Below are 21522 nucleotides of genomic sequence, written 5' to 3' on the forward strand. Positions count from 1 at the left end.
GCCGGAGCGGGCCGTGGCGGTGGAGAAGAGCGAGCGCCTGCTCAACCTCCTCATCATGCTGCTCATGCAGCGCCGCTACATCGCGAAGGAGCGGGTGCGCGAGCTGCTGTACCCGGACTCGACCGACGAGGCCTTCGAGCGGATGTTCGAGCGTGACAAGGATGACCTCCGCTCGCTCGGCGTCCCGATCGAGGTCGGTCAGCTCGACGCGTACTTCGACGACGAGCCCGGTTACCGGATCCGGCCCGACGAGGCCCAGCTGCCGCAGATCGAGCTGACCGGAGACGAGGCGCAGGTCGTCGGGCTCGCCACCAAGGTCTGGGAGCACGCCCGGCTGGCGGAGGCGACCACCGGCGCGGTTCGCAAGCTGACCGCGGCCGGCGTGCCGGTGGACGCGGGCGCCCTGGACCTGGTCGGCCCGCGGCTCGGTGCCGACGAGCCGGCGTTCGACGTCTTCTGGGAGGCGGCCCGCGACCGGCAGGTCGTGGAGTTCGAGTACCAGCGCCCCGGCCAGGAACCGACAACCCGACGTCTCGAGCCGTGGGGAGTCGTCCGCTACTCCGGGCGCTGGTACGCCGTGGGCCATGATCAGGACCGGGGCGAGGAGCGGGTCTTCCGGTTGTCTCGCGTCCACGGCAAGGCCCGCAGGGTCGGCCAGCCCGGCGGCTACGAGATCCCGCCCGGAGTCGACATCCGGGCGGTGGCCCGGCGGCTCGCTCCGGCGCCCAGCGTGGAGTCGGCCACGCTCCTGCTCCGGCAGGGTGCTGGCTACGCCTTCCGCCGATCGGCAGAGACCGTCGAGACCGACGTCGTCGGGCCGGACGGCACCGATGCGTGGGACCGGGTCCACGTGCGCGGCGGGGCCGACCTGACGGGCGAGGTCCTCGCGCACGCGGTCGACGTGTACGTCGAGGCGCCGGCCTCGCTCCGCGAGAGCGTGGTCGCGGGGCTCACTGCCGTGGCCCGTCAGGGAGAGGCCTCGTGAGCGGCACCGGAGGGGCCCGCGAGCAGGTTGCCCGGCTGCTGACGTTGGTGCCCTACCTGCACGCCCGCGGCCAGGTGAGGGTCGAGGATGCCGCCAGCGCGCTCGGCGTACCGGCGGACCAGGTGGTCAGGGACCTCAAGGTCCTCTTCATGTGCGGCCTGCCGGGCGGCTACCCGGACGACCTGATCGACGTGGACCTCGACGCCCTCGAGGGTCCGGAGGCCGACGGCGTGATCAGGGTCTCGAACGCCGACTACCTGGCACGTCCGCTGCGGCTGACCGCGACCGAGGCGACGGCGGTGATGGTGGCGCTGCTGGCACTGCGCAACGGGGCGCAGCCGGAGACTCGTGAGATCGTGGACCGGGTGCTCGGCAAGCTCCAGGAGGCGACCTCCGGAGCGGTGCCGATCGACCCCGGCGTGGAGCCCCGCGAGGCCACGCTGGCGCGGCTGAAGTCCGATCTCGAGGGAGCGGTGCGCGATCGGCGGCAGGTCCGGCTCACGTACTGGGTCCCCGCGCGGGACGAGGTGACCGAGCGTGTGGTCGACCCGCGGGGCGTGGTGACCTCCGGCGGCGCGTCGTACCTCGCCGCCTGGTGCCACAGCGCCGAGGACGACCGGATGTTCCGGCTGGACCGGATCCACGCCGCAACCGTCCTCGACGAGCCGGCTGTGCACCCGCCTGCGTCCAGCGATCTCAACGAGCTGCTCTTCGGCTTCGGCGTGGAGGGCGAGCGGGTCACGCTGCGGCTGGCCGCCGAGGCAGGCTGGGTCGTCGAGTACTACCAGGTGGAGGACGTCCGCCGGCAGCCTGACGGCGCGCTCGAGGTCGACCTGATGGTGGGGGACCGGCGCTGGCTGGAGCGGCTGGTGCTGCGCCTGGCACCGCACGCCACGGTGCTCCGGCCGCAGGCGTGGGCCGACACGGTCAGGACCGCGGCGCGGGAGGCGCTGGGCCTGTACGCAACCCCCGGCGCGTAGGATGGACGACGTCCGACGCCTGATGTGAGGAACACACCATGAACGTACTCGTCGCCATCCCGGGCGGCTGGGAACTCATCCTCGTCGTTCTCGTGATCCTGCTGCTCTTCGGGGCCAAGAAGCTCCCGGAGCTGGCCCGTGGCAGCGGCCGCGCCCTTCGTATCTTCAAGGCGGAGACCAAGGGGCTCGTCGACGACGACGATGCCGTCGACGAGGAGCAGAAGACGCCGGAGCAGAAGGCGATCGAGGCCCGTAACGCCGAACCGGCCGACGACGACCCGATCGTGCGCGAGCAGCGCGACGGCACGACCAGCTGACAGACGCCGGTGTCCATCTCCGGCGTCCTAGGCCTCTACTCAGGCAAGCCTCGCCATCCGGTCGGACCCGACGGCCGGATGGCCCTCTCCGACCATCTCCGGGAGCTGCGCGCCCGGATCCTGAAGATCGTGACGATCGTCTTCATCGGGATGGTCGTCGCGCTGTTCTTCTTCGACCCGATCTTCGCCCTGGTCCTGCGGCCGTACGAGAACGCCGTCGCCCAGCTGCCCGACGACATCGACAGCATCGCCACGATCGGCGGCGTCGGTGGTCCGTTGATGCTCTACCTGAAGCTCTGCGGCACGACCTCGATCATCCTCACCAGCCCGCTCTGGCTCTACCAGATCTGGGCGTTCATCCTCCCGGGCCTCCACGACAAGGAGCGCAAGTGGACCCGGGTGTTCGCCGCCGTCGCGGGACCGCTGTTCCTGGCCGGCGTCGCGGTCGGCTACTTCACGCTGCCGAAGGGCCTCGAGCTCCTGATCGGTCTCACCCAGGAGGACCTGACCAACCTGGTCGAGTTCGGCGACTACCTCAGCTTCCTGATCCGGACCCTGCTGGTGTTCGGGATCGCCTTCGAGATCCCGGTGTTCGTGGTGCTGCTGAACCTGGCCGGCGTGCTGCCGGGGAAGGCGCTGGGAGCGCACCGCGCCTGGGTCGTGGTCGGGACCTTCATCTTCGCCGCGATCGCGACACCGTCGACCGACCCGTTCACGATGCTGTTCCTCGCGATCCCGATGGTGATGCTGTTCTTGATCTCAGAGGCGATCGCACGGTTCCTCGACCGCCGCCGCGCCGCGGCCGAGGACGAGCGTGAGTGGGACGACGACCAGGCATCTCCACTGTGACGGACGGTGAGCAGCCCGCCGACGTCGACCCGTTCGACCTCCCGGAGTGGCTGGGTGGCCCCGACGTCGTCTGGGAGTCCGACGAGGGGTTGCGCACGGGGCACCTCGTGTCAGGGCAGCTCCGCACCTCGGGCGTTGACCGCCTCCGCTGCGCGCTGCTCGCGGTCGACGAGGCCTATCCGGTGCCGGTCGTCAGCGACGACGTCCGCACCCGGGCGCATCAGGCGTGGCGACACGGCCAGGTGCTGCTGGTGTCACGCGAGGGGGCGCTGACCCTCGCCGTACCTGGGCGCCGGTTCGACGCGGACCTGGTCCTGGAGGCCATCGCCCGGCTGGCGATGGCGGTCGGCGCGTCCAGCGACGACTGGTCGGTGCTGCTCCGGATCGGGACCGCGCGGCGTCAGTGACTAGGCTCGCCCACGTGGCCCGGGAGATCGCCCTGCTGACCAACCCCACGTCCGGCAAGGGCCGAGGGGCGGCTGCCCGCGCGGCTGCACTGCCCCGGCTGCGGGCGGCGGGCTTCACGGTGCGTGACCTGCAAGGCGCCGACGCCGACGAGGCACTCGTCCTCGCACACCGGGCTGTCGCCGACGGCGTCTGGGCCCTGGTGGTGTGTGGTGGTGACGGCATGGTGAACCTCGGCGCACAGGCCACGGCTGCGACGGACACCCACCTCGGGATCATCCCGGCGGGAAGCGGCAACGACGTGGCGCGCTATCTCCACCTCCCGCGCCGCGACCCCGGTGCAGCCGCCGACCGGGTGATCGCCTCCACGCCCCGCCGGATCGACCTCGCCCGCAGCGGTGACCGCTACTTCGTGACCGTCATGGCGGCCGGTTTCGACGCGGTCGTCAACGAGCGCGCCAACCGGATGACCTGGCCGCGGGGGCAGATGCGCTACAACCTCGCGACCCTCGCCGAGCTACGGACCTTCGAGCCGATCCCGTACTCGCTCGACCTCGACGGCACCACCACCCAGTTCGACGCCATGCTGGTCGCGGTCGGCAACGGTCCGTCGTTCGGCGGCGGCCTGCGCATCACGGAGGGTGCGCTCCTCGACGACGGCCTGCTCGACGTCGTCGTTATCAGGCCGATGAGCAAGGCGAGCCTGGTCCGCACCTACCCCAAGCTGTTCAAGGGCACCCACGTGACCCATCCGCAGTACGAGCACCATCGGGTGCGGTCGGTCACCGTCGCCGCTCCGGGGATCGTGTCGTACGCCGACGGCGAGCGGTTCGGTGCGCTGCCGTTGACCGTGGAGTGCGCCGCTGGAGCGCTGAGCGTCCTTGGCTGACTACCCGGTCTTCACCGACTTCTCGAGCCACTACGGCTTCGAGCTCGACGACTTCCAGGTGCGCGCCTGCCACGAGATCGAGGACGGCCGCGGAGTCCTGGTCGCCGCCCCCACCGGCTCCGGCAAGACCATCGTCGGTGAGTTCGCGATCCATCTCGCTCTGGCGACCGGCCGCAAGGCCTTCTACACGACCCCGATCAAGGCGTTGTCGAACCAGAAGTTCCACGACCTCGTCGCCCGGTACGGCGAGGAACAGGTCGGCCTCCTGACCGGCGACAACACGATCAACGGCGAGGCACCGGTGGTCGTGATGACCACCGAGGTGCTCCGCAACATGCTGTACGCCGGTTCCCGGACGCTGCTCGGTCTCGGGTTCGTCGTGATGGACGAGGTCCACTACCTCGCCGACCGCGACCGCGGTGCCGTGTGGGAGGAGATCATCATCCACCTGCCCGAGTCGGTGGCCTTGGTCTCGCTCTCCGCGACCGTCTCCAACGCCGAGGAGTTCGGCGAGTGGCTGGCGACGGTTCGCGGCGAGGTCACCACGCTCGTGGAGGAGAAGCGACCGGTGCCGTTGTACCAGCACGTGATGGTCGGCCGCCGGTTGCACGACCTGTTCGCCGTGTCCGACGTCGACGCGGCTGCAGGGTTCGTGCAGGAGGGTGCGCCGGTCAACCGGGAGCTGGAGCGGATCGCCCGTGACGACTTCGCGAGCAGCCGGTTGATGCGAGACCGACGGTCACCGCGCAAGGGCCGCCCTGGCTCGTCGAAGAACCCCCGCTCGGTGGGCAACGGCCGGCGGGTCTGGATCCCCAGCCGGGTCGAGGTCATCGACCGACTCGACCGTGAGGGACTGCTGCCCGCCATCGTGTTCATCTTCAGCCGCGTGGGCTGCGACGCCGCGGTCACCCAGTGCCTGTCCGCCAACGTGCGGCTCACGTCGCCGGACGAGCGCGACCAGATCTACGAGTTCGTGGAGGAGAGCTGCCAGCACCTCCCCGACGAGGACCGCCACGTGCTCGGCTACCACGACTTCCTCGACGGCCTCACGCGTGGCGTCGCCGCTCACCACGCCGGCATGCTCCCCGCCTTCAAGGAGGTCGTCGAGCAGCTGTTCGTGCGCGGGCTGTGCAAGGTGGTGTTCGCGACCGAGACCCTCGCCCTCGGCATCAACATGCCGGCTCGCACGGTCGTGATCGAGAAGCTCACGAAGTGGAACGGCGAGACCCACGCCGACATCACGCCGGGGGAGTACACGCAGCTCACCGGCCGGGCCGGCCGCCGCGGGCTCGACGTGGAGGGTCACGGGGTCGTGCTGTGGCAGCCCGGTATGAACCCGCGCGAGCTCGCCGGCCTGGCCTCGACCCGGACCTACCCGCTCCGCTCGAGCTTCCGCCCGTCGTACAACATGGCGGTCAACCTGGTGCACCAGTTCGGGCGGGAGCGCTCGCGCGAGCTGCTCGAGCAGTCGTTCGCCCAGTTCCAGGCCGACCGGGCGGTGGTCGGCCTGGCGCGGCAGCTGCGCAAGAGCGACGACGCGCTGGCAGGTTACGCCGAGGCCGCGACGTGCGAGCTGGGCGACTTCATGGAGTACGCACGGCTGCGTCGCGAGATCACGGACCTGGAGAAGGCGGCGTCCCGGCAGCGACGGTCCGACCGGCGTCAGGAGGCGACCGAGTCGCTGCGGCGGCTCAAGCACGGGGACGTGATCATCGTGCCGGCCGGCAAGTTCGCGGGGTTCGCCGTCGTAGTCGACCCCGGGCACTCCGGTGCTGACGAGCCTCGCCCGTTCGTCGTCACCGCGGAGCGGCAGGCGCGGCGGCTGGCGCCCATCGACTTCCCGACCCCGGTGGAGGCGCTGACCCGGCTCCGGGTGCCGAAGGGCTTCAACGCCCGCAATGCCCAGCAGCGTCGTGACCTCGCCTCGGCGCTTCGCAGCCGCACCCACGACCTGACCCCGCCTCCGCGCCGCTCCGGGGCCGGCGGGTCGACCAAGGGGTCCCCGGAGATCGACGCGCTGCGGCAGCGGATGAAGGAGCATCCGTGCCACCAGTGCCCGGACCGCGAGGACCACGCGCGCTGGGCCGAGCGGTGGTTCAAGCTCGACCGCGACGCAGCCACGCTGCGACGGCGGATCGAGCAGCGCACCAACACCGTGGCCCGCCAGTTCGACCGGGTGTGCGACGTGCTCACGGCGTTGGACTACCTCGACGGCGACACGGTCACCTCGCGTGGCAGCCACCTCCGACGGCTCTACTCCGAGATGGACCTGGTGGCCGCGGAGTCACTGCGTCACGGACTCTGGGACGAGCTCACCTCCTCCGAGCTGGCCGCGGCGCTGTCGATCCTGGTCTTCGAGGCACGCCGCCCCGACGACGCGTCCTCCCCGCGGCTGCCCGGCGGCCGGGTCAGGGACGTGATCGGCCGGATGGTCCGGCTCTGGGGCGAGCTCGACGCGCTCGAGCGCGACCACCGGCTCGACTTCCTCCGCCAGCCCGACCTCGGCTTCGCCTGGGCGGCCTATCGGTGGGCGGAGGGCGACGACCTCGACGACGTCCTCACCGTCACCGACCTGGCGGCCGGTGACTTCGTGCGGTGGATGAAGCAGCTGCTCGACCTCACCGGGCAGGTCGCCGACGCCGCAGGCCCGGGGGAGCTCCGAGACACGGCGCGCGGCGCCTTACGACGGCTCAAGCGTGGCGTCGTCGCCTACTCCTCGTTCGTGGAGTGACCCAGGCGCCGGATCAGATCGCTGAGGCGACCGCGTCCCGGACGTCGACCTCGCCCGCGACGAGGTTCCACTGGTGTCCTGCCGACGCAGGCTCGTCCAGCACGGCCACCAGCGTCTCGGCCACGTCCGCTCGCGGCACCTCGGCTCGGGACACGTCACCGAGCGCGATCCGACCGGTCCCGGGGTCGTCGGTGAGCCGACCCGGACGCAGGATCGTCCAGTCGAGGCCGCTCTCGCGGAGCGCGGCGTCGGCGTCACGCTTGGCCTCGACGTACGCCTTCCAGACGGGGGAGGTGTCCTCGGCGACCGGCTCGTCCACGTTGATCGCCGACACCTGGACGAAGCGTCGGATCCCGACCCGCTGCGCAGCCTCGATCGACTTGAGAGCGCCTTCGAGGTCGACCGTGCGCTTTCGGTCGATGTTGCCGTCCGGACCGCCGCCCGCGGCGAAGACGACCGCCTCGCAGTCCTGGAACGCGGTCGCGAACGCCCCGGCGTCGCTGGCCTCGATGTCCAGAAGCCGGGCGGTCACACCGGTCGCCTCGAGCGCCGCGGCCTGCTCCGGGGCGCGGACCAGCGCGACCGGCTCGTGCCCGGCGCCCAGCAGCATCGGGTGCAGCAGCCGGGCGATCTGTCCGTTTCCTCCGACAATCGCGATCCGAGTCATGCGGTCCACCGTACGAGGTCGACGCTCCGACTCAGAGTGCGGCCAGGGTCGCGCGCAACCGGCCGGCCGGTCCGCCGAGATTGAACTCCTGCGCGAGCGCCTCGACCAGCTCGGGGTCGCGCGGCTCGTGGGGGAGCGTGGTGTCGGGCTTGCCGAGGTCGAGGTCGCGAGTCACGGCCACGACCTGTGGGGCGACCGCCAGGTAGTCGGCGGCAGCCTTGAGCTTGCTGCGTGGGTTGGGGCCGAGGTCGGAGCTGGGGTCGTCGGCGGCGGCCAGGATGCCCGCCATGTCGCCGAACCGCTGCAGCAGGGTGGCGGCGGTCTTGTCACCCACGCCCTTGACGCCCGGCAGCCCGTCAGAGGCGTCACCACGCAGGGTGGCGAAGTCGGCGTACTGACCGGGTTCCACGTCGTACTTCTCCCGGACGACCGCGGCTGTCACCCGCTCGTGCTTGCTGACGCCCCGCGCGATGTAGAGCACCCGGACGCGGGCCTCGTCGTCCACGAGCTGGAAGAGGTCGCGGTCACCCGTGACGACGTCGACCGGCATGCCGGCACCGGTCGCGAGCGTGCCGATCACGTCATCTGCCTCGTACCCGTCCGCACCGACCACTGCGATCCCGAACGCGTCGAGCACCGCCCGGATGATCGGCACCTGCACCTCCAGCGGGTCGGGCACCTCCTCGATGTCCGGCTGGTCCTGCCGCACCGCCACGACGCGGTGCGACTTGTACGACGGGATCAGGTCGACCCGCCACTGGGGCCGCCAGTCGTTGTCCCAGCAGCACACCAGGTCCGTCGGCTCGTACTCGCCGACCATCCGGCTGATGAAGTCGAGCAGCCCCCGGACCGCGTTGACCGGCGTGCCGTTGTCGGCGGTGACTTCCGGGATCCCGAAGAAGGCCCGGAAGTACATCGAGGCGGTGTCCAGCAGCATCAGACGCTTCGTCACGTCGGGCATCCTGCCACGCCGTTCTGCGCGGCCCCCGCGCCTGTCGGACGGCTAGGGTGTCCGCCGTGACGTCGATCGAGCTGGAGGCCACCGACCGCCGCATCCTCGAGCTGCTGGCGGCCGACGGGCGGATGTCCTTCACCGATCTCGGCAAGGCGACCGGCCTCTCGACCTCGGCGGTCCACCAGCGCGTCAAGCGGCTGGAGCAGCGGGGCCTGATCACCGGCTACGGCGCGACCGTCAACCACGACGGGATCGGCCTTCCGCTGACCGCCTTCATCTCGATCACCCCGATCGACCCCGCCCAGCCCGACGACTACCCCGAGCGGGTCAGGCACATCACCGAGATCGAGTCCTGCTGGTCGGTCGCCGGTGACGAGTCCTACATCCTCAAGGTCCGGGTCGCCCCCCCCGCCGCCCTCGAGGACCTCCTCGCCCGGATCCGCGCCGCCGCCAACGTCTCCACCCGCACCACCATCGTGCTCTCGACTCCCTACGAGAACCGTCCTGTCACCTGAGGCTGCTGCCTCCGCGGTTCCCCGCCCAGCCGGGGAACCACCGACTTCGTGCGCGAACCATCGGCCCCGAAGTCGTGGACTCGCGCGCGAAGTCAGGCGCCGGCCGGCCGGCGTCGGCTTTGAAGGATGCGGCGGATGCGCCACGCGGTCTGGACCGGGTCCTCGAGGTCAGTCCACGTGATGCGGATGCAGACCCAACCGGTGAGCTGACAGATCCTCTCTTCACGATGCTTCTCCCGCATCAGGAACTGCTCCAGAGTCTCGCCCTCCCGGCGGAAGCGCTCATACTTGATGCGACCGTCGAACTCGAGGAACACGCCTTCCTTCTCCCACGCGAAGTCGACGTACGCGAAGATCCAGCCGGACTCATCGCGGATCGGCACCTGTGGCTCCGGGCGGGGGAGGTGCTGGTCCCAGCAGAGGAACATGGTCCGTGACTCGGCAACGGACTGGACTCGGGCGTCGCACAGTCGCAGCACGATCGTCGTGGACAGCGTGTCGGGCCAGTGCTTGCACGCCTCTACTTCGGCGGCGAGCTCCTCGGCCGTCAGCATCTCGGCGTGCAGCATGCCGTTCACCGTGACGAGTGCTGGCTCGACGGTCGTCATCGTTGTGACCTCCACGGCACACCGAGCGGCGCGCGACAGCGGGACGCCGTTGAGGATCTCCACGTCGTCCTCAGTGAGCACACCTCGGTGGTGGACGATCCCTGCCTCCCGACGGCCGGTCTTGCCGTCTGTCCGGGTGACGTGGACCTCCTCGAGCGGTATGCCCCATACCGGTGCACCGCGCTCGACCGCCGCCGAGACATGGGTCGCGACGGTGGACGGGTGGGCCCGCTTGAGGACGGCCCGGACCAGGACTCGGTGGCGATCCTGGGCCGTCAGCGTGGCCCAACGGTCCCCGGGGAAGTAGGTGCCGTGTCGCACCCGCGCCAGCTCACCGGCCTTCACCATCGCCTGGATCTGGCTGTCGGTGAACCCCTCCGCCAGGAGCTCTCGCCGCAAGATCACGGCGTCGAGCAGGTAGTCACGCTCTTCGTTGTCGGCCATGACCGAGAGCGTGCCCCGCGGCGCGTTCCGGCGAAACCGCTCCACTCCGAACCTGTGGACAACCGCGCGAGCCCGCCTCCGTGGCCAGGTTCACGACGGGCAGCCTCGTGCGCGAGTCCATGACTTCGAGCGACATGGTTCACCCAACAAGTCAGTGGATCCCCGGCTGAGCGGGGAATCGCGGGGACCCGCTCAGTGAGCCTGCAGCGCAGCGGTACGACGAGACGCCTCGGCGACCTCGGCGGCACGCAGGGCGGACTCGTCGAGCCGGCCGTGCTCGTTCCACCAGGCCTGGCCCTCGACGGGGAGGGTGTGGATCGGGTCGTAGTACTCGTAGGTCCGCGTGAGAGCGTCGGGGTCGGACGCCTCGATCGAGGTCCGGTAGTTCTTGGTCCAGTAGGAGATGCCGCGCACCTGGTCGTAGTCGGCCAGCTGGTGGACCCAGCGCTTGCCGACGAACGGGACGTCGCAGACGATCCGCGGCGTGGCGAACCCGGGGAGATAGCCCATGATGTGGTGCTGCAGCCGCTGCGCGTCCGCCACCGAGACCCGCCAGTGCTCGGAGTACGGGATCATGTCGCACATGTAGAAGTAGTACGGCATGATCTGCGCGCCATCGAGCAGCCGGAAGCAGAGGTCGAGCAGTGCGTGCGGGTCGGCATTGACGCCGTTGAGCAGAACACCCTGGTTGCGTACGTCGCGCACGTCGGCCTCGAACATCGCGGCGGAGGCCCGAGCCACGAGCGGCGTGATCGAGTTGGCGTGGTTGGCGTGGGTGTGGATGGCGATGGAGACCCCGCGCTCGCGCGCAATGGTCGCCACCCGGCCCATCCCGTCGACCACGTCGCTCTGCAGCCAGTGCTGGGGGAGTCCCATCAGCGCCTTGGTGGCCAGGCGTACGTCGCGGATGTTCTCGATCTCGAGCAGGTCGGTCAGGAACGCCTCGAGGCGGGGCCACGGCATGTTGGCCACGTCGCCGCCGGACACCACGACGTCACGGACCTGGGGGGTACGGCGGAGGTAGTCCATCATCTCGCCGAGCCGGTCGTTCGGCTTGCCGATGAACTTGAGCTTGTCGATCACGGCGGTCGAGTTGCCGACCAGGTCCATCCTGGTGCAGTGGCCGCAGTACTGCGGGCAGGTCGGCAGCAGCTCGGCCAGCACCTTGGTGGGGTAGCGGTGGGTCAGCCCCTCGGCCACCCACATGTCGTGCTCGTGCAGGGAGTCACGGGTGGCGTGCGGGTGGGAGGACCAGTCGGTCCTCCGGTCGCTGAAGACCGGGATCATGTAGTGACGGATCGGGTCGGCGTAGAACTCGTCGGTCCACGACCCCGGCCCACCCGGCACCGCGGTCGGCACCATCGTGTTCAGCATCTGCGGCGGAACCAGCATCGACATGGTCGCGCGCTCGGCCTGGTCGCGCTCGAGGTCGGCGTAGAACCGCTCGTCGACCAGGTCGCCGAGGAGGTCGCGCAGCTGCTTGACGTTCTTCACGCAGTGGGCACGCTGCCACTGCACCGACTCCCACTCCTCGGTGGTCACGTCGCGCCACCCCGGGAACCGGGTCCAGTCGGGCTCCACCAGCTCCACGCGCTGGTAGTGGTAGGGCTGGGTGGTCTCGAGGCCGAGGGAAGACTCGATGGTCATGGCTGCTCCGAACTGACTGACTGCGGGTGCTGGAACGTCGGTGCGCCGTTTGTCCGGGGTCACACCTATCTGCGAGAGTACGAGAACAGTGTCCGGCAAGTCCATTCACGCGCCGGAAGATTTGCGGAGAACATGCGACAACGACGGAGAATCAGACTGTGATGACCCAGGTGGCGAGCGACCCGACCGGACTCCACCGGGTGCTCGACGAGCAGGTGGTCCTGCCTCAGGCCGCCCAGCGGCTCGACACCCGATCGGACCTGTGGCCCGACGAGGTCCGGATCCGCGTGGAGCGGCTCAACCTCGACGCGGCGTCGTTCCGCCAGCTCGAGCGCAAGCACACCGCCGATGGGACCTGTGATGGCGGTGCGGTGCGTGCCGAGGTCCTGGAGATCGTCGCCTCCCGCGGCAAGATGCAGAACCCCGTGACCGGGTCAGGGGGGATGCTGGTCGGCACCGTCGAGGAGGTGGGGGAGGCCTCGCCGCTCGGACTGCGGGTCGGCGACCGGGTCGCCACGCTGGTGTCGCTCAGCCTCACCCCGCTCGTGATCGAGGACGGCCTCGCCCGCTGGGACGGGCTGAGCGAGCAGGTGCCGTGCGACGGCTACGCCGTGCTCTTCGGTCGCTCCATCGCGGCCGTCATCCCCGACGACCTCGCTCCAGAGCTCAGCCTCGCGGTGATGGATGTGTGCGGTGCCCCCGCGCTCACCTCGCGTGTCGTGGGTCGGTACGACGGCGCGACGGTGGCCGTGATCGGGGCGGCCGGCAAGTCCGGCTCCCTGAGCCTGGCCGCGGCGCGGGACGCCGGTGCCCACACGGTCGTCGGCGTCGTGCCTCAGCAGGCAGAGGCCGACCTGCTCACCGGTGCGGGCCTCGCCGACCAGGTGGTGATCGCGGACGCCCGTGACCCCGTTGCCCTGCGCGACGCCGTTACGACCGCGGCGGGGAGGGCCGCCGACGTGACCGTCGTGTGCGTCGACGTGCCCGGCTGCGAGGGCGGCGCCATCCTCGCCACGGCCGAGGGCGGCACCGTCATCTTCTTCTCCATGGCCACGTCCTTCTCCGCGGCCGCGCTCGGGGCCGAGGGGCTGGCCGCCGACGTCACGATGCTGGTCGGGAACGGCTACGTCCCAGGACACGCGGCGTACGCGCTGGAGCTGCTCCGCGGGCACGAGGGCCTGCGATCCCTGTTCGAAGGGCGTGCCGGGAGATGACTCGGGTGCTGCTGCGCAACGGTGTCGTCCTGGGGGACCGGCCCGAGGCGCGGGCGACCGCCGTGGCCTGGGAGAACGGTCAGATCACCTTCGTCGGTGACGAGGACGCGGCCGAGGCCTGGGGCGGTGCCGACGAGGTGGTCGACCTCCGCGGCGCTCTCGTGACCGCGGCCTTCACCGACGCGCACGTCCACGTGGTGCGGACCGGGCTCACGGCCTCGGGGCTCGACCTCGCGGGCTCCATCAGCCTGACCGCGTGTCTCGAGGCCCTGGCGGCCCATGTCCACCGCACCGGTGGTGACGGGGTCGTCATGGGGCAGGGCTGGGACGAGACCCACTGGCCCGAGCAGCGCCACCCCACCGCCGACGAGCTCGAGCGCGCCGCGCCCGGTCGCCGGGTCTACCTCACACGCGTCGACGGCCACTCCGCGGTCGTGTCGCCCGCGCTCGCGGCCGTGGTCCCCGGCCTGGTCGACCTCGAAGGCTGGACGCCGGACGGCCGGGTCGAGCGGGCCGCCCACCACGCCGTGCGCGACGTCCTCTCCGACCTGGTGGGGCCGGAGGAGCGTCTCGCAGCCGCACGCGCAGCCTGCGTCGAGCTCGCCGGCCACGGCTTCGCCGGGTTCCACGAGAACGCCGCACCGCACATCGGACCGGAGTACGAGCTCGACCTGGTCCGGCAGGCGGCCGCTGAGACCGGGCTCCGCGCCACCCTGTACTGGGGTGAGCTGCTCGACGTCGACAAGGCCCGCAGGCTCGGTGTCGCGGGACTGGCCGGCGACCTGGTCGCCGACGGCGCGTTCGGCTCCCGCACCGCGGCGCTCTCCGCGCCGTACGCGGACCGGCCCGGCTCCTGCGGCCACGCGTACGTGACGGCCGACCAGGTGCGCGAGCACGTCGTCGCCTGCACCGAGGCCGGGCTCCAGGCCGGCTTCCACGCGATCGGCGACGCGGCGCTGGGCAACATCCACGAGGGCCTGCTCGCGGCCGAGCGCGACCTCGGCGCCGAGCGGGTGCGCGCCGGACGGCACCGGATCGAGCACGTCGAGATGCCCTCGCCCGGCCTCGTGGACACGATGGCGAGGCTGGACGTGACTGCCAGCGTGCAGCCGTTGTTCGACGCGCTCTGGGGCGGCTCCCAGGGCATGTACGCCGCTCGGCTGGACGACCGCTGGCGCGACACGAACCCCTTCCGGTCCATGGCGCGCGCCGGGGTCCGGCTCGCGCTGGGCTCCGACTCGCCCGTGACCCCGCTCGGCCCGTGGGCGGCCGTCCGAGCCGCGGTCCATCACCACGTCGGCGAGCACGGGCTGGATCCCTGGTCGGCGTACCTGGCCCACACCCGTGGCTCCGCCGACGCGGGCGTCGGCCTCCCGCCGGACCGGGCCGATCTGGTCGTCTGGGACGTCCCGGGCGGCACAGCCGAGCACCGGTTGCCGGACCTGACGCCCGGCGCACCCCTGCCGGAGGCGGTGCGTACCGTCGTCGGCGGACGTACCATCCACACCCGCGAGGAAGCACTCTCATGACCCGCACCATCGGCCGCCTCGAGCTCGACCCCACCCGCGTGAAGGAGGCGCGCGCTCTCGCACGCAGGGTTGGCCGCCCCGTCGTCACCCTGGCCAAGAAGCACACGACCGTCTCCGTGGAGCGCGCCACGCTCCGCCTCGCCGGGCTCGGCGGGGCCGACCCCGACGGCACGCCCTGGGTCAACCGGCTGGTCGACGCGGTCCGCGCCGACGTCGGCCTCGAGCACGGCGTCGCGCTTCCCGTCTGGGACGCGCTCGCCCGAGGCGAAGCGGACGACCTCGCCTCCCTCGCCCAGCGCGCGAGCGCGGGGTCGGTCCGGTTCGGGCTGCCCGAGGGCCGCGGCGCCGCCCGCGCCACGACCGCCTCCCGGAAGGCGGTGGGCGCCGGGATGCGGCGGATCGACGCGCGGCGCAAGGAGCGCGAGCGGCTGATCTCGAAGGTGGGAGACGCTCCGCGCCAGCCCTGGATCTACCTGATCGTCGCCACCGGCGACATCTACGAGGACATCCCGCAGGCGCAGGCGGCGGCGCGCGAGGGCGCGGACGTGATCGCCGTGATCCGCTCGACCGGCCAGTCGTTGCTCGACTTCGTGCCCGAGGGCGCCACCCGCGAGGGCTTCGCCGGCACCTATGCCACCCAGGAGAACTTCCGGCTGATGCGGGCGGCGCTCGACGAGACGTCCAGGGAGCTCGGGCGGTACGTCCGCCTGACGAACTACGCGTCGGGGCTCTGCATGCCCGAGATCGCGACCCTGGCCGGGCTCGAGCGGCTCGACATGATGCTCAACGACTCGATGTACGGGATCCTCTTCCGCGACATCAACCCGATCCGGACGTTCGTCGACCAGCGCTTCAGCCGTCAGATCCATGCTCGCGCCGGGATCATCATCAACACCGGCGAGGACAACTACCTCACGACCGCCGACGCTGTGGAGGCGGCTCACACGGTCACGACCAGCCAGCTCCTCAACGAGTACTTCGCCCGCGAGGCCGGGCTCGAGGACTGGCAGCTGGGTCTCGGTCACGCCTTCGAGATCGACCCCGACATCCCCGACTCGTTCCGGCTGGAGCTGGCCCACGCCATGCTCGCCCGTGACCTGTTCCCGAAGGCGCCGCTGAAGTGGATGCCGCCGACCCGGCACATGACGGGCGATGTGTTCCGCGGTTACCTCCTCGACGGCTTCTTCAACCTGGTGGGCGCCCTCACCGGCCAAGGGATCCTGCTGGTCGGCATGATGACCGAGGCGGTGGTGACGCCCTGGCTCTCCGACCGCGACCTGGCCCTTCAGAACGTCCGGTACGTGATGAATGCCGCCGGCAACCTGCACGAGGACTTCCGCCCGGCCCCCGGCGGTTTCATCGAGAAGCGCGCACACCACGTGCTGGACGAGTCGATCCGGCTGCTCGACCGGATCGCTCACGACCGCGACGACACCGGTCTGCCGCCGTTGCTCTCCGCGATCGGCGACGGCACCTTCGGGCTCATGAAGCGGCCCCCTGACAGCGGCCGCGGGCTCGACGGCGTCGCCCGGAAGGCACGGGACTACTTCAACCCGGCCACCGAGCTGCTCGACCAGGGGGCGACCCGATGAGCAGCCCGATCCGCCCGTACGGCGACACCACCGGTGACGGCATGGTGCAGCTGTCCTTCACGTTGCCGATGCCGCACTCGAAGGTCGCGGACGGCGCCGCGGTCCAGCTCGCCAGCAAGATGGGCATGGACCCCGCGCTGGTGGTGCACTCCAAGCCGATGGGACCCGACTTCACGTTCTTCGTCGTCTACGGCCGCGTCAACCACCTCGTCGACCCGAGCCAGGTGCAGGTGGTCGAGCGCGATTTCCCGCTGCTCTCGCCCGCGGAGGCGAATGCGGCGATCAAGCGGGTGCTGCGCCGTCGCCTGGTCGTGGTAGGCGCCTGCATCGGCACCGACGCCCACACCGTCGGCATCGACGCGATCCTCAACATCAAGGGGTTCGCGGGGGAGAAGGGGCTGGAGTACTACCGCGAGATCAAGGTCGTCAACCTCGGCGCGCAGGTCTCGGTCCCGCAGCTAGTCGACCGGGCGCTGGCGGAACAGGCGGACGCCGTCCTGGTCTCCCAGGTCGTCACGCAGCGTGACGCCCACCTCCTCAACACCCGCGAGATGTCGGCGGCCTTCCGCGAGGCGTATCCCGCGGGGAAGCGGCCGTTGCTCGTCGTCGGCGGCCCGCGTTTCGACGAGGCGATGGCCGAGGAGCTCGGCGTCGACCGCGTCTTCACTCGCGGGGCGACCCCGGGCGAGGTGGCGTCCTTCCTCGTCCAGCGCGTCACCACCGCGTCCGAGCGAAAGGTCTCCTGATGACCGACACCTCTTCCCGTGCCGAGGCCGGCCGCCGCGTCGTCCACCGCCGCTACGTCCCCTACTCCCACGCCCACTACGCCGGCAACCTCGTGGACGGCGCCTACAGCCTGGGTCTCTTCGGCGACGTCGCCACCGAGATGTGCATCGCGACCGACGGCGACGAGGGGCTGTTCGCGTCGTACAGCGACGTCCAGTTCCTGGCCCCGGTGCGAGCCGGCGACGTGCTCGAGATCAGCTGCGAGATCATGCGCGTCGGCACCCGTTCACGTGAGCTCGCGTTCGCGGTTCACGTCGTCGCCCGGGGCGCAGCCAGCGCAGAACGGCCAGGGGCGGCCGCCGTGCTCGACCCGCCGATCGTGGCCACGACGGCCGTCGGCACGGTCGTGGTCCCCGGCTGACCGGGTGTCGTCGGCGACACGCCGCCAGGGGCAAGATTTTCCCATCGATTTTGGACCCGGCCACCCGTCGCTGACCTGCGTCTTTGCGCGTTGTCGCAGGTCGCGGGGCGGTTGACAGGAGCCCTCCGGACAACAAAGGTGCCGTCTTGTTCGCCCCCGCAGTTCGCGGTCGGCGGACCGGCGTCCGAGTGGTCGCGTGACGGGGGTCCAGCCAACCCTCGCCTCCCGTGATCCGCGCAGGCCGGTCCACGACCGCGAGGGCGAGAGCGGAAGGGTCCCAGGTTCCCTAGACAACTTCTCGTGATCGGCAGCCGGTCGGTCCCGGGTCGGCCCGAAGGACGGTGGGGCCCTTCCGCTCCTGCACGTCCGGGCCCGATCCACCCCGCTCCCACCCGGCTCACGCCCACCCCACCGGTACCTTTGCCCCGTGCTCCTGCGGACCGGTCTCGCACTGCTCGCCGGTGCCGCGCTGGCGCAGGCATACGAGCCGATCGGGCTCGCGGTGCTCCTGCCGCTGGGTGTCGCCGGGTTCGTGCTGGTCCTCCACGGGCTCCCGGCGCGGCGAGCCTGGCTGCCCGGCCTGGCCTTCGGCATCGGCTTCCAGTTCGTGCTGCTCTTCTGGATGCGGGTCGTCGGGTACGACGCCTGGTTGGCGCTCGCCGCGCTCCAAGCAGCGTTCTTCGGCCCGCTCGGAGCCGCCGTGCCGTGGTTGCAGCGGCTGCGGCTGGGACCGGTCTGGGTGGCCACGGCCTGGGTGGCGGTCGAGAGCATCCGCTCGACCTGGCCGCTCAGCGGGATGCCGTGGGGCCGGCTGGCGTTCGCGACCGCCGGGACCCCGTGGCAGGAGGCCCTCCCGTACGTCGGGATGACGCTCGTCTCGTTCCTGCTCGCGCTGCTCGGAGCGCTGCTCGCTCGGCTCGTGACCGACCGGGACACCCGGGGACGTTCGTTGCTCGCGCTCGCCGCGGTCGGGGCGGTCTCGCTGCTGCCCGCGCTCGTGCCCTACGAGCCGACCGTCGTGGACCACCGGCGGGTGGCGGTCGTGCAGGGTGACGTCCCAGGCGACGGCACGAACGTGCTGCTGGACCACCGAGCGGTGACCCGCAACCACGTCGAGGCGACCGAGGCGTTCGCGCAGCGGATCGAGGACGGCGAGGAGCCCCGGCCCGACTTCGTGATCTGGCCGGAGAACTCCACCGCCGTCGACCCGTTCGCGGACGCCGAGGTCGGCAGCGGGATCGAACGGGCCAGCGCCGCGCTCGAGGTGCCTCTCCTCGTCGGGGCGATGGTGGACGCCGGCACCGAGCACGTGCTCAACCAGAGCATCGTCTGGGCATCGGAGACCGGGGCAGGGGACCGCTACAGCAAGCGGCACCCCGTGCCGTTCGGGGAGTACATCCCCTGGCGGGGCCTGTTCGACACGAACATCGGGCGGCTGGCCCTGATCCCGCGCGACATGATGAGCGGCACCAGGGTGACGCCGCTGACGGTCGACGGCGCGCGGGTGTCCGCTGCGATCTGCTTCGACGTCGCCTACGACGACGGCATCCACGACCAGGTGAACGAGGGCGGCCAGCTGGTCACGGTGCAGACCAGCAACGCCCTGTTCGTGCACACCAACCAGATCGAGCAGCAGTTCGAGATCAGCCGGCTGCGGGCCCTGGAGACGGGCCGGTACGTCGCTGTTGCCGCGATCAACGGCGTGTCCGGCATCATCGCCCCCGACGGAACCGTGCTCGAGCGGGCCGGGATCCGCACCCAGTCGGTGCTGACCGCCGAGGTCGGACTCGTGGACGACATCACGCCCGGCGTCCGGCTGCGGCAGTGGCCGGGGCGCGTCGCGGTGGGGGTCACCCTGGTCGCGCTGGCGTGGTCGGCGCTCACGTATCGTCGGCGTCGGATGAAGGAGGCCACGACGTGACCGAGGAGTGGCGCGGTGACCGCGTGGTCATGGTGATGCCGACGTACAACGAGCGAGACAACCTCGCCTGGATCGTCGGCCGCCTCCACGCGGCTGCTCCGGACGTCGACGTCCTCGTCGTCGACGACAGCTCGCCGGACGGCACCGGCGACGTCGCCGACGACCTGGCTGCCGGCGACCCCCGCGTGCACGTGCTGCACCGCGAGCGCAAGGGCGGACTGGGTGCGGCGTACCTGCACGGCTTCCAGTGGGCGCTGGACGCGGGGTACGACGTGATCGGCGAGATGGACGCCGACGGGTCACACCAGCCGGAGCAGCTGCACCGGTTACGCGCAGCGCTGCCCGACGCCGACCTGGTGATCGGCTCGCGCTGGGTCTCGGGGGGCTCGGTCGTCAACTGGCCCTGGCACCGACAGGCACTCTCCCGGGTCGGCAACCTGTACGTGCGGGCGCTGCTCGACCTGGGGGTCAACGACGCCACGGCCGGTTTCCGACTCTTTCGGCGCCAGACGCTGGAGAAGCTGGATCTCGGGAGCGTGCGCTCGACCGGCTACGTCTTCCAGACCGATCTGGCGGCGCGCACCCTTCGCGCCGGGCTGGTGGTGCGGGAGGTGCCGATCGAGTTCGTGGAGCGGACCCGCGGGGACTCCAAGATGAACGGCGCGATCGCCGTCGAGTCGCTGCGCCGGATCACCGGCTGGGGTCTTCGCGAGCGGTCCCGACAGGTTCGGGACGCGGTTCGCCGGGGCGTCGGTGGGGGAGGCCGGCACGATGCGAGGTAGCCGGCTGCTGCGACTGCTCCTGGTGGTGCTCTTCGTCGGCGTCCCGCTGCTCGAGATCTTCGTCCTGGTGCAGGTCGGGCAGGTGATCGGGCCCTGGTGGACGATCCTGTTGCTGATCCTCGCCAGCGTGCTCGGGACCTGGCTGATCCGGCGGGAGGGGGGCCGCGCCTGGCGCGCCCTCACCGAGGCGCTCCAGACCGGGCGGATGCCGGCGCGTGAGATCGCCGACGGAGCGTTGATCCTGGTCGGTGGCACGCTGATGCTGGCGCCAGGTTTCGTGACCGACGCCTTCGGCGTCCTGCTGATCCTGCCCGTCACCCGGCCGGTCGCACGCCGTCTCCTCACGCGGGTCGTCACCCGGCGGCTGCTCGGAGCGGGGTTCCCTGGCGGAGGGGGCGCCACGACGAAACGCCCCGGACCCGGTGGCGAGACCGTGATCCGGGGCGAGGTCGTCGACGACGGTCCCGGCCCGCCCCGCGAGGATCCGCGAGGCGACCATCCGGGATCTGTCAGCTGACCTTCCGCTTGCGGGCGGAGGCCCGGTGCAAGTGCGCCGGCCCGATCTCGCCCCCACGCAGCAGCTCGAGACGCTCCTTGAGGATGTCCTCGAGCTCCTTCTCGGAGCGACGCTCCAGGAGCATGTCCCAGTGGGTGCGGGCCGGCTTCTCGGCCTTCACCTCGGGCTCGATGCCGGAGACGCTCAGTGACTCAGCGCCGCAGCGCGGGCACTCCCACGTCGCGGGGATGTCGGCCTCGACCGACATCGTGATCTCGAACTCGTGACCGCGCTTGCACCGGTAGCCGACCTGCTGTCGCGCGGCGAACTCGATGCCGCGCTCGTCCTCGAAACTCTGGCCCCCGAGCCGGGCACCACGCAATGTGCGCTCCGCCATGAGCCACCTCCTCAACGCCTTCTTGGTCCCCCGCCGTACCCGTCCTGCAAGGTATGACGCCCGATTTCAGGACGGGGTTGCCTGGAACGCTGTCCAGTTCTCTTGTTCAACGGTAGAGGGCCGAGCAAGATTCCCCGAATCCTCTCACCCGAACGGGTGGGCGGGCGCGTCCCAGGCCCCCCTCACACCCGGCTGGGGACCTCGTTGCCTGCGTCGCGGATCCCGCGCTCGGTGTCGACTCGCAGCAGGAGCGCACCGCCCAGCACGAAGAATATGATCAGCGCGAAGATCGCCGGCCGGTAGGAGTCGGTGGCGGTGTAGACGATGCCGAAGACCAGGGTGCCGAACCACGACGTCCCGCGGTCCATGGCGTGGTAGAAGCTGAAGTACTCCGCCTCCTTCCCGCGCGGGATGAACAGCGAGAAGTAGGACCGGGCCAGCGCCTGTGTGCC

22 protein-coding genes are annotated in these 21522 nt (G+C 71.0%); 16 read left to right on the forward strand and 6 right to left on the reverse strand.

The window, feature by feature from the left end; all coding sequences use genetic code 11:
- Positions 1-13 precede the first annotated feature (13 nt).
- The 7 genes from VFZ39_RS01315 to VFZ39_RS01345 all read left to right on the forward strand — a co-directional run bounded on the left by VFZ39_RS01315 (position 14) and on the right by VFZ39_RS01345 (position 7156).
- Positions 14-985: a helix-turn-helix transcriptional regulator gene (locus VFZ39_RS01315; protein ID WP_330863913.1), complete on the forward strand. Its 972-nt coding sequence runs from the start codon at positions 14-16 to the stop codon at positions 983-985.
- Positions 982-1965 carry a helix-turn-helix transcriptional regulator gene (locus VFZ39_RS01320; protein WP_330863914.1) on the forward strand — a complete coding sequence of 328 codons (984 nt, stop codon included), beginning with the start codon at positions 982-984 and terminating at the stop codon, positions 1963-1965. Before VFZ39_RS01315 ends, VFZ39_RS01320 begins: the two co-directional genes overlap by 4 nt.
- Before the next feature lie 38 nt (positions 1966-2003).
- Positions 2004-2282: a Sec-independent protein translocase subunit TatA gene (gene tatA / locus VFZ39_RS01325; protein WP_330863915.1), complete on the forward strand. Its 279-nt coding sequence runs from the start codon at positions 2004-2006 to the stop codon at positions 2280-2282.
- A gap of 78 nt (positions 2283-2360) precedes the next feature.
- On the forward strand, positions 2361-3131 hold the full coding sequence (gene tatC / locus VFZ39_RS01330; protein ID WP_330863916.1) for a twin-arginine translocase subunit TatC: 771 nt from the start codon (positions 2361-2363) through the stop codon (positions 3129-3131).
- Entirely contained in the window at positions 3128-3538 is a 411-nt protein-coding gene (locus VFZ39_RS01335) for a hypothetical protein (RefSeq protein ID WP_330863917.1), read from the forward strand. The genes tatC and VFZ39_RS01335 overlap by 4 nt, the downstream gene beginning before the upstream one ends.
- Before the next feature lie 14 nt (positions 3539-3552).
- Entirely contained in the window at positions 3553-4425 is an 873-nt protein-coding gene (locus tag VFZ39_RS01340) for a YegS/Rv2252/BmrU family lipid kinase (RefSeq protein WP_330863918.1), read from the forward strand.
- Complete coding sequence (locus VFZ39_RS01345; protein WP_330863919.1) at positions 4418-7156, forward strand: DEAD/DEAH box helicase; 2739 nt, start codon at positions 4418-4420, stop codon at positions 7154-7156. The genes VFZ39_RS01340 and VFZ39_RS01345 overlap by 8 nt, the downstream gene beginning before the upstream one ends.
- Before the next feature lie 13 nt (positions 7157-7169).
- Here VFZ39_RS01345 and VFZ39_RS01350 read toward each other — a convergent pair whose 3' ends face one another.
- Positions 7170-7823: an NAD(P)-binding oxidoreductase gene (locus VFZ39_RS01350; RefSeq protein ID WP_330863920.1), complete on the reverse strand. Its 654-nt coding sequence runs from the start codon at positions 7821-7823 to the stop codon at positions 7170-7172.
- Between the two features lie 31 nt (positions 7824-7854).
- Entirely contained in the window at positions 7855-8760 is a 906-nt protein-coding gene (locus VFZ39_RS01355; protein ID WP_414690250.1) for a 5'-3' exonuclease, read from the reverse strand.
- 95 nt (positions 8761-8855) lie between these two features.
- Between VFZ39_RS01355 and VFZ39_RS01360 the strand changes: the two genes are divergently transcribed.
- Positions 8856-9293, forward strand: coding sequence for an Lrp/AsnC family transcriptional regulator (locus VFZ39_RS01360; RefSeq protein WP_330863934.1), 438 nt, complete (start codon positions 8856-8858; stop codon positions 9291-9293).
- 92 nt (positions 9294-9385) lie between these two features.
- On the opposite strand, the gene VFZ39_RS01365 is transcribed toward VFZ39_RS01360, so the two are convergent.
- The gene (locus tag VFZ39_RS01365) at positions 9386-10345 is read right to left on the reverse strand and encodes a type IV toxin-antitoxin system AbiEi family antitoxin domain-containing protein (RefSeq protein ID WP_330863922.1); all 960 of its coding nucleotides are present in this window, start codon (positions 10343-10345) and stop codon (positions 9386-9388) included.
- Positions 10346-10537: 192 nt separating this feature from the next.
- Positions 10538-11992, reverse strand: coding sequence for a KamA family radical SAM protein (locus VFZ39_RS01370; protein ID WP_330863923.1), 1455 nt, complete (start codon positions 11990-11992; stop codon positions 10538-10540).
- A gap of 161 nt (positions 11993-12153) precedes the next feature.
- On the opposite strand from VFZ39_RS01370, the gene VFZ39_RS01375 reads away from it, so the two are divergent.
- From VFZ39_RS01375 to VFZ39_RS01410, 8 genes are all read left to right on the forward strand, one after another.
- Positions 12154-13206 (forward strand): L-erythro-3,5-diaminohexanoate dehydrogenase, encoded by a 1053-nt coding sequence (locus VFZ39_RS01375; protein WP_330863935.1) that lies wholly within the window; start codon positions 12154-12156, stop codon positions 13204-13206.
- Positions 13203-14735, forward strand: a complete 1533-nt coding sequence (locus VFZ39_RS01380) for an amidohydrolase (protein ID WP_330863924.1) — start codon at positions 13203-13205, stop codon at positions 14733-14735. The genes VFZ39_RS01375 and VFZ39_RS01380 overlap by 4 nt, the downstream gene beginning before the upstream one ends.
- Positions 14732-16327 (forward strand): lysine 5,6-aminomutase subunit alpha, encoded by a 1596-nt coding sequence (locus tag VFZ39_RS01385; protein WP_330863925.1) that lies wholly within the window; start codon positions 14732-14734, stop codon positions 16325-16327. Before VFZ39_RS01380 ends, VFZ39_RS01385 begins: the two co-directional genes overlap by 4 nt.
- Entirely contained in the window at positions 16324-17073 is a 750-nt protein-coding gene (locus VFZ39_RS01390) for an OAM dimerization domain-containing protein (protein WP_330863926.1), read from the forward strand. Before VFZ39_RS01385 ends, VFZ39_RS01390 begins: the two co-directional genes overlap by 4 nt.
- Positions 17073-17474: a hotdog domain-containing protein gene (locus tag VFZ39_RS01395; protein WP_330863927.1), complete on the forward strand. Its 402-nt coding sequence runs from the start codon at positions 17073-17075 to the stop codon at positions 17472-17474. Before VFZ39_RS01390 ends, VFZ39_RS01395 begins: the two co-directional genes overlap by 1 nt.
- Positions 17475-17901: 427 nt before the next feature.
- Complete coding sequence (gene lnt, locus VFZ39_RS01400; RefSeq protein ID WP_330863928.1) at positions 17902-19395, forward strand: apolipoprotein N-acyltransferase; 1494 nt, start codon at positions 17902-17904, stop codon at positions 19393-19395.
- Positions 19392-20177, forward strand: coding sequence for a polyprenol monophosphomannose synthase (locus VFZ39_RS01405; RefSeq protein WP_330863929.1), 786 nt, complete (start codon positions 19392-19394; stop codon positions 20175-20177). Before lnt ends, VFZ39_RS01405 begins: the two co-directional genes overlap by 4 nt.
- Positions 20167-20694 carry an FxsA family protein gene (locus VFZ39_RS01410; protein ID WP_330863930.1) on the forward strand — a complete coding sequence of 176 codons (528 nt, stop codon included), beginning with the start codon at positions 20167-20169 and terminating at the stop codon, positions 20692-20694. The genes VFZ39_RS01405 and VFZ39_RS01410 overlap by 11 nt, the downstream gene beginning before the upstream one ends.
- On the opposite strand, the gene VFZ39_RS01415 is transcribed toward VFZ39_RS01410, so the two are convergent.
- Both VFZ39_RS01415 and VFZ39_RS01420 read right to left on the reverse strand, forming a co-directional pair.
- The gene (locus VFZ39_RS01415) at positions 20687-21070 is read right to left on the reverse strand and encodes an RNA polymerase-binding protein RbpA (protein WP_330863931.1); all 384 of its coding nucleotides are present in this window, start codon (positions 21068-21070) and stop codon (positions 20687-20689) included. The genes VFZ39_RS01410 and VFZ39_RS01415 overlap by 8 nt on opposite strands.
- A 182-nt stretch (positions 21071-21252) precedes the next feature.
- Positions 21253-21522, reverse strand: a 270-nt coding sequence (locus VFZ39_RS01420; protein WP_330863932.1) for an MFS transporter, incomplete at its 5' end; no start/stop codon positions are given.

This window comes from Nocardioides sp., assembly GCF_036374615.1.
Classification (GTDB): Bacteria; Actinomycetota; Actinomycetes; order Propionibacteriales; family Nocardioidaceae; genus Nocardioides.

Bases quoted from the DNA above. Each gene is read 5' to 3' on its own strand.
- tatA (WP_330863915.1), top strand. From the start codon at position 2,004: ATGAACGTACTCGTCGCCATCCCGGGCGGCTGGGAACTCATCCTCGTC.
- tatC (WP_330863916.1), top strand. From the start codon at position 2,361: ATGGCCCTCTCCGACCATCTCCGGGAGCTGCGCGCCCGGATCCTGAAG.
- VFZ39_RS01350 (WP_330863920.1), bottom strand. From the start codon at position 7,823: ATGACTCGGATCGCGATTGTCGGAGGAAACGGACAGATCGCCCGGCTG.
- VFZ39_RS01355 (WP_414690250.1), bottom strand. From the start codon at position 8,760: ATGCTGCTGGACACCGCCTCGATGTACTTCCGGGCCTTCTTCGGGATC.
- VFZ39_RS01365 (WP_330863922.1), bottom strand. From the start codon at position 10,345: ATGGCCGACAACGAAGAGCGTGACTACCTGCTCGACGCCGTGATCTTG.
- VFZ39_RS01370 (WP_330863923.1), bottom strand. From the start codon at position 11,992: ATGACCATCGAGTCTTCCCTCGGCCTCGAGACCACCCAGCCCTACCAC.
- VFZ39_RS01375 (WP_330863935.1), top strand. From the start codon at position 12,154: ATGACCCAGGTGGCGAGCGACCCGACCGGACTCCACCGGGTGCTCGAC.
- VFZ39_RS01380 (WP_330863924.1), top strand. From the start codon at position 13,203: ATGACTCGGGTGCTGCTGCGCAACGGTGTCGTCCTGGGGGACCGGCCC.
- VFZ39_RS01385 (WP_330863925.1), top strand. From the start codon at position 14,732: ATGACCCGCACCATCGGCCGCCTCGAGCTCGACCCCACCCGCGTGAAG.
- VFZ39_RS01390 (WP_330863926.1), top strand. From the start codon at position 16,324: ATGAGCAGCCCGATCCGCCCGTACGGCGACACCACCGGTGACGGCATG.
- VFZ39_RS01395 (WP_330863927.1), top strand. From the start codon at position 17,073: ATGACCGACACCTCTTCCCGTGCCGAGGCCGGCCGCCGCGTCGTCCAC.
- VFZ39_RS01410 (WP_330863930.1), top strand. From the start codon at position 20,167: ATGCGAGGTAGCCGGCTGCTGCGACTGCTCCTGGTGGTGCTCTTCGTC.
- VFZ39_RS01415 (WP_330863931.1), bottom strand. From the start codon at position 21,070: ATGGCGGAGCGCACATTGCGTGGTGCCCGGCTCGGGGGCCAGAGTTTC.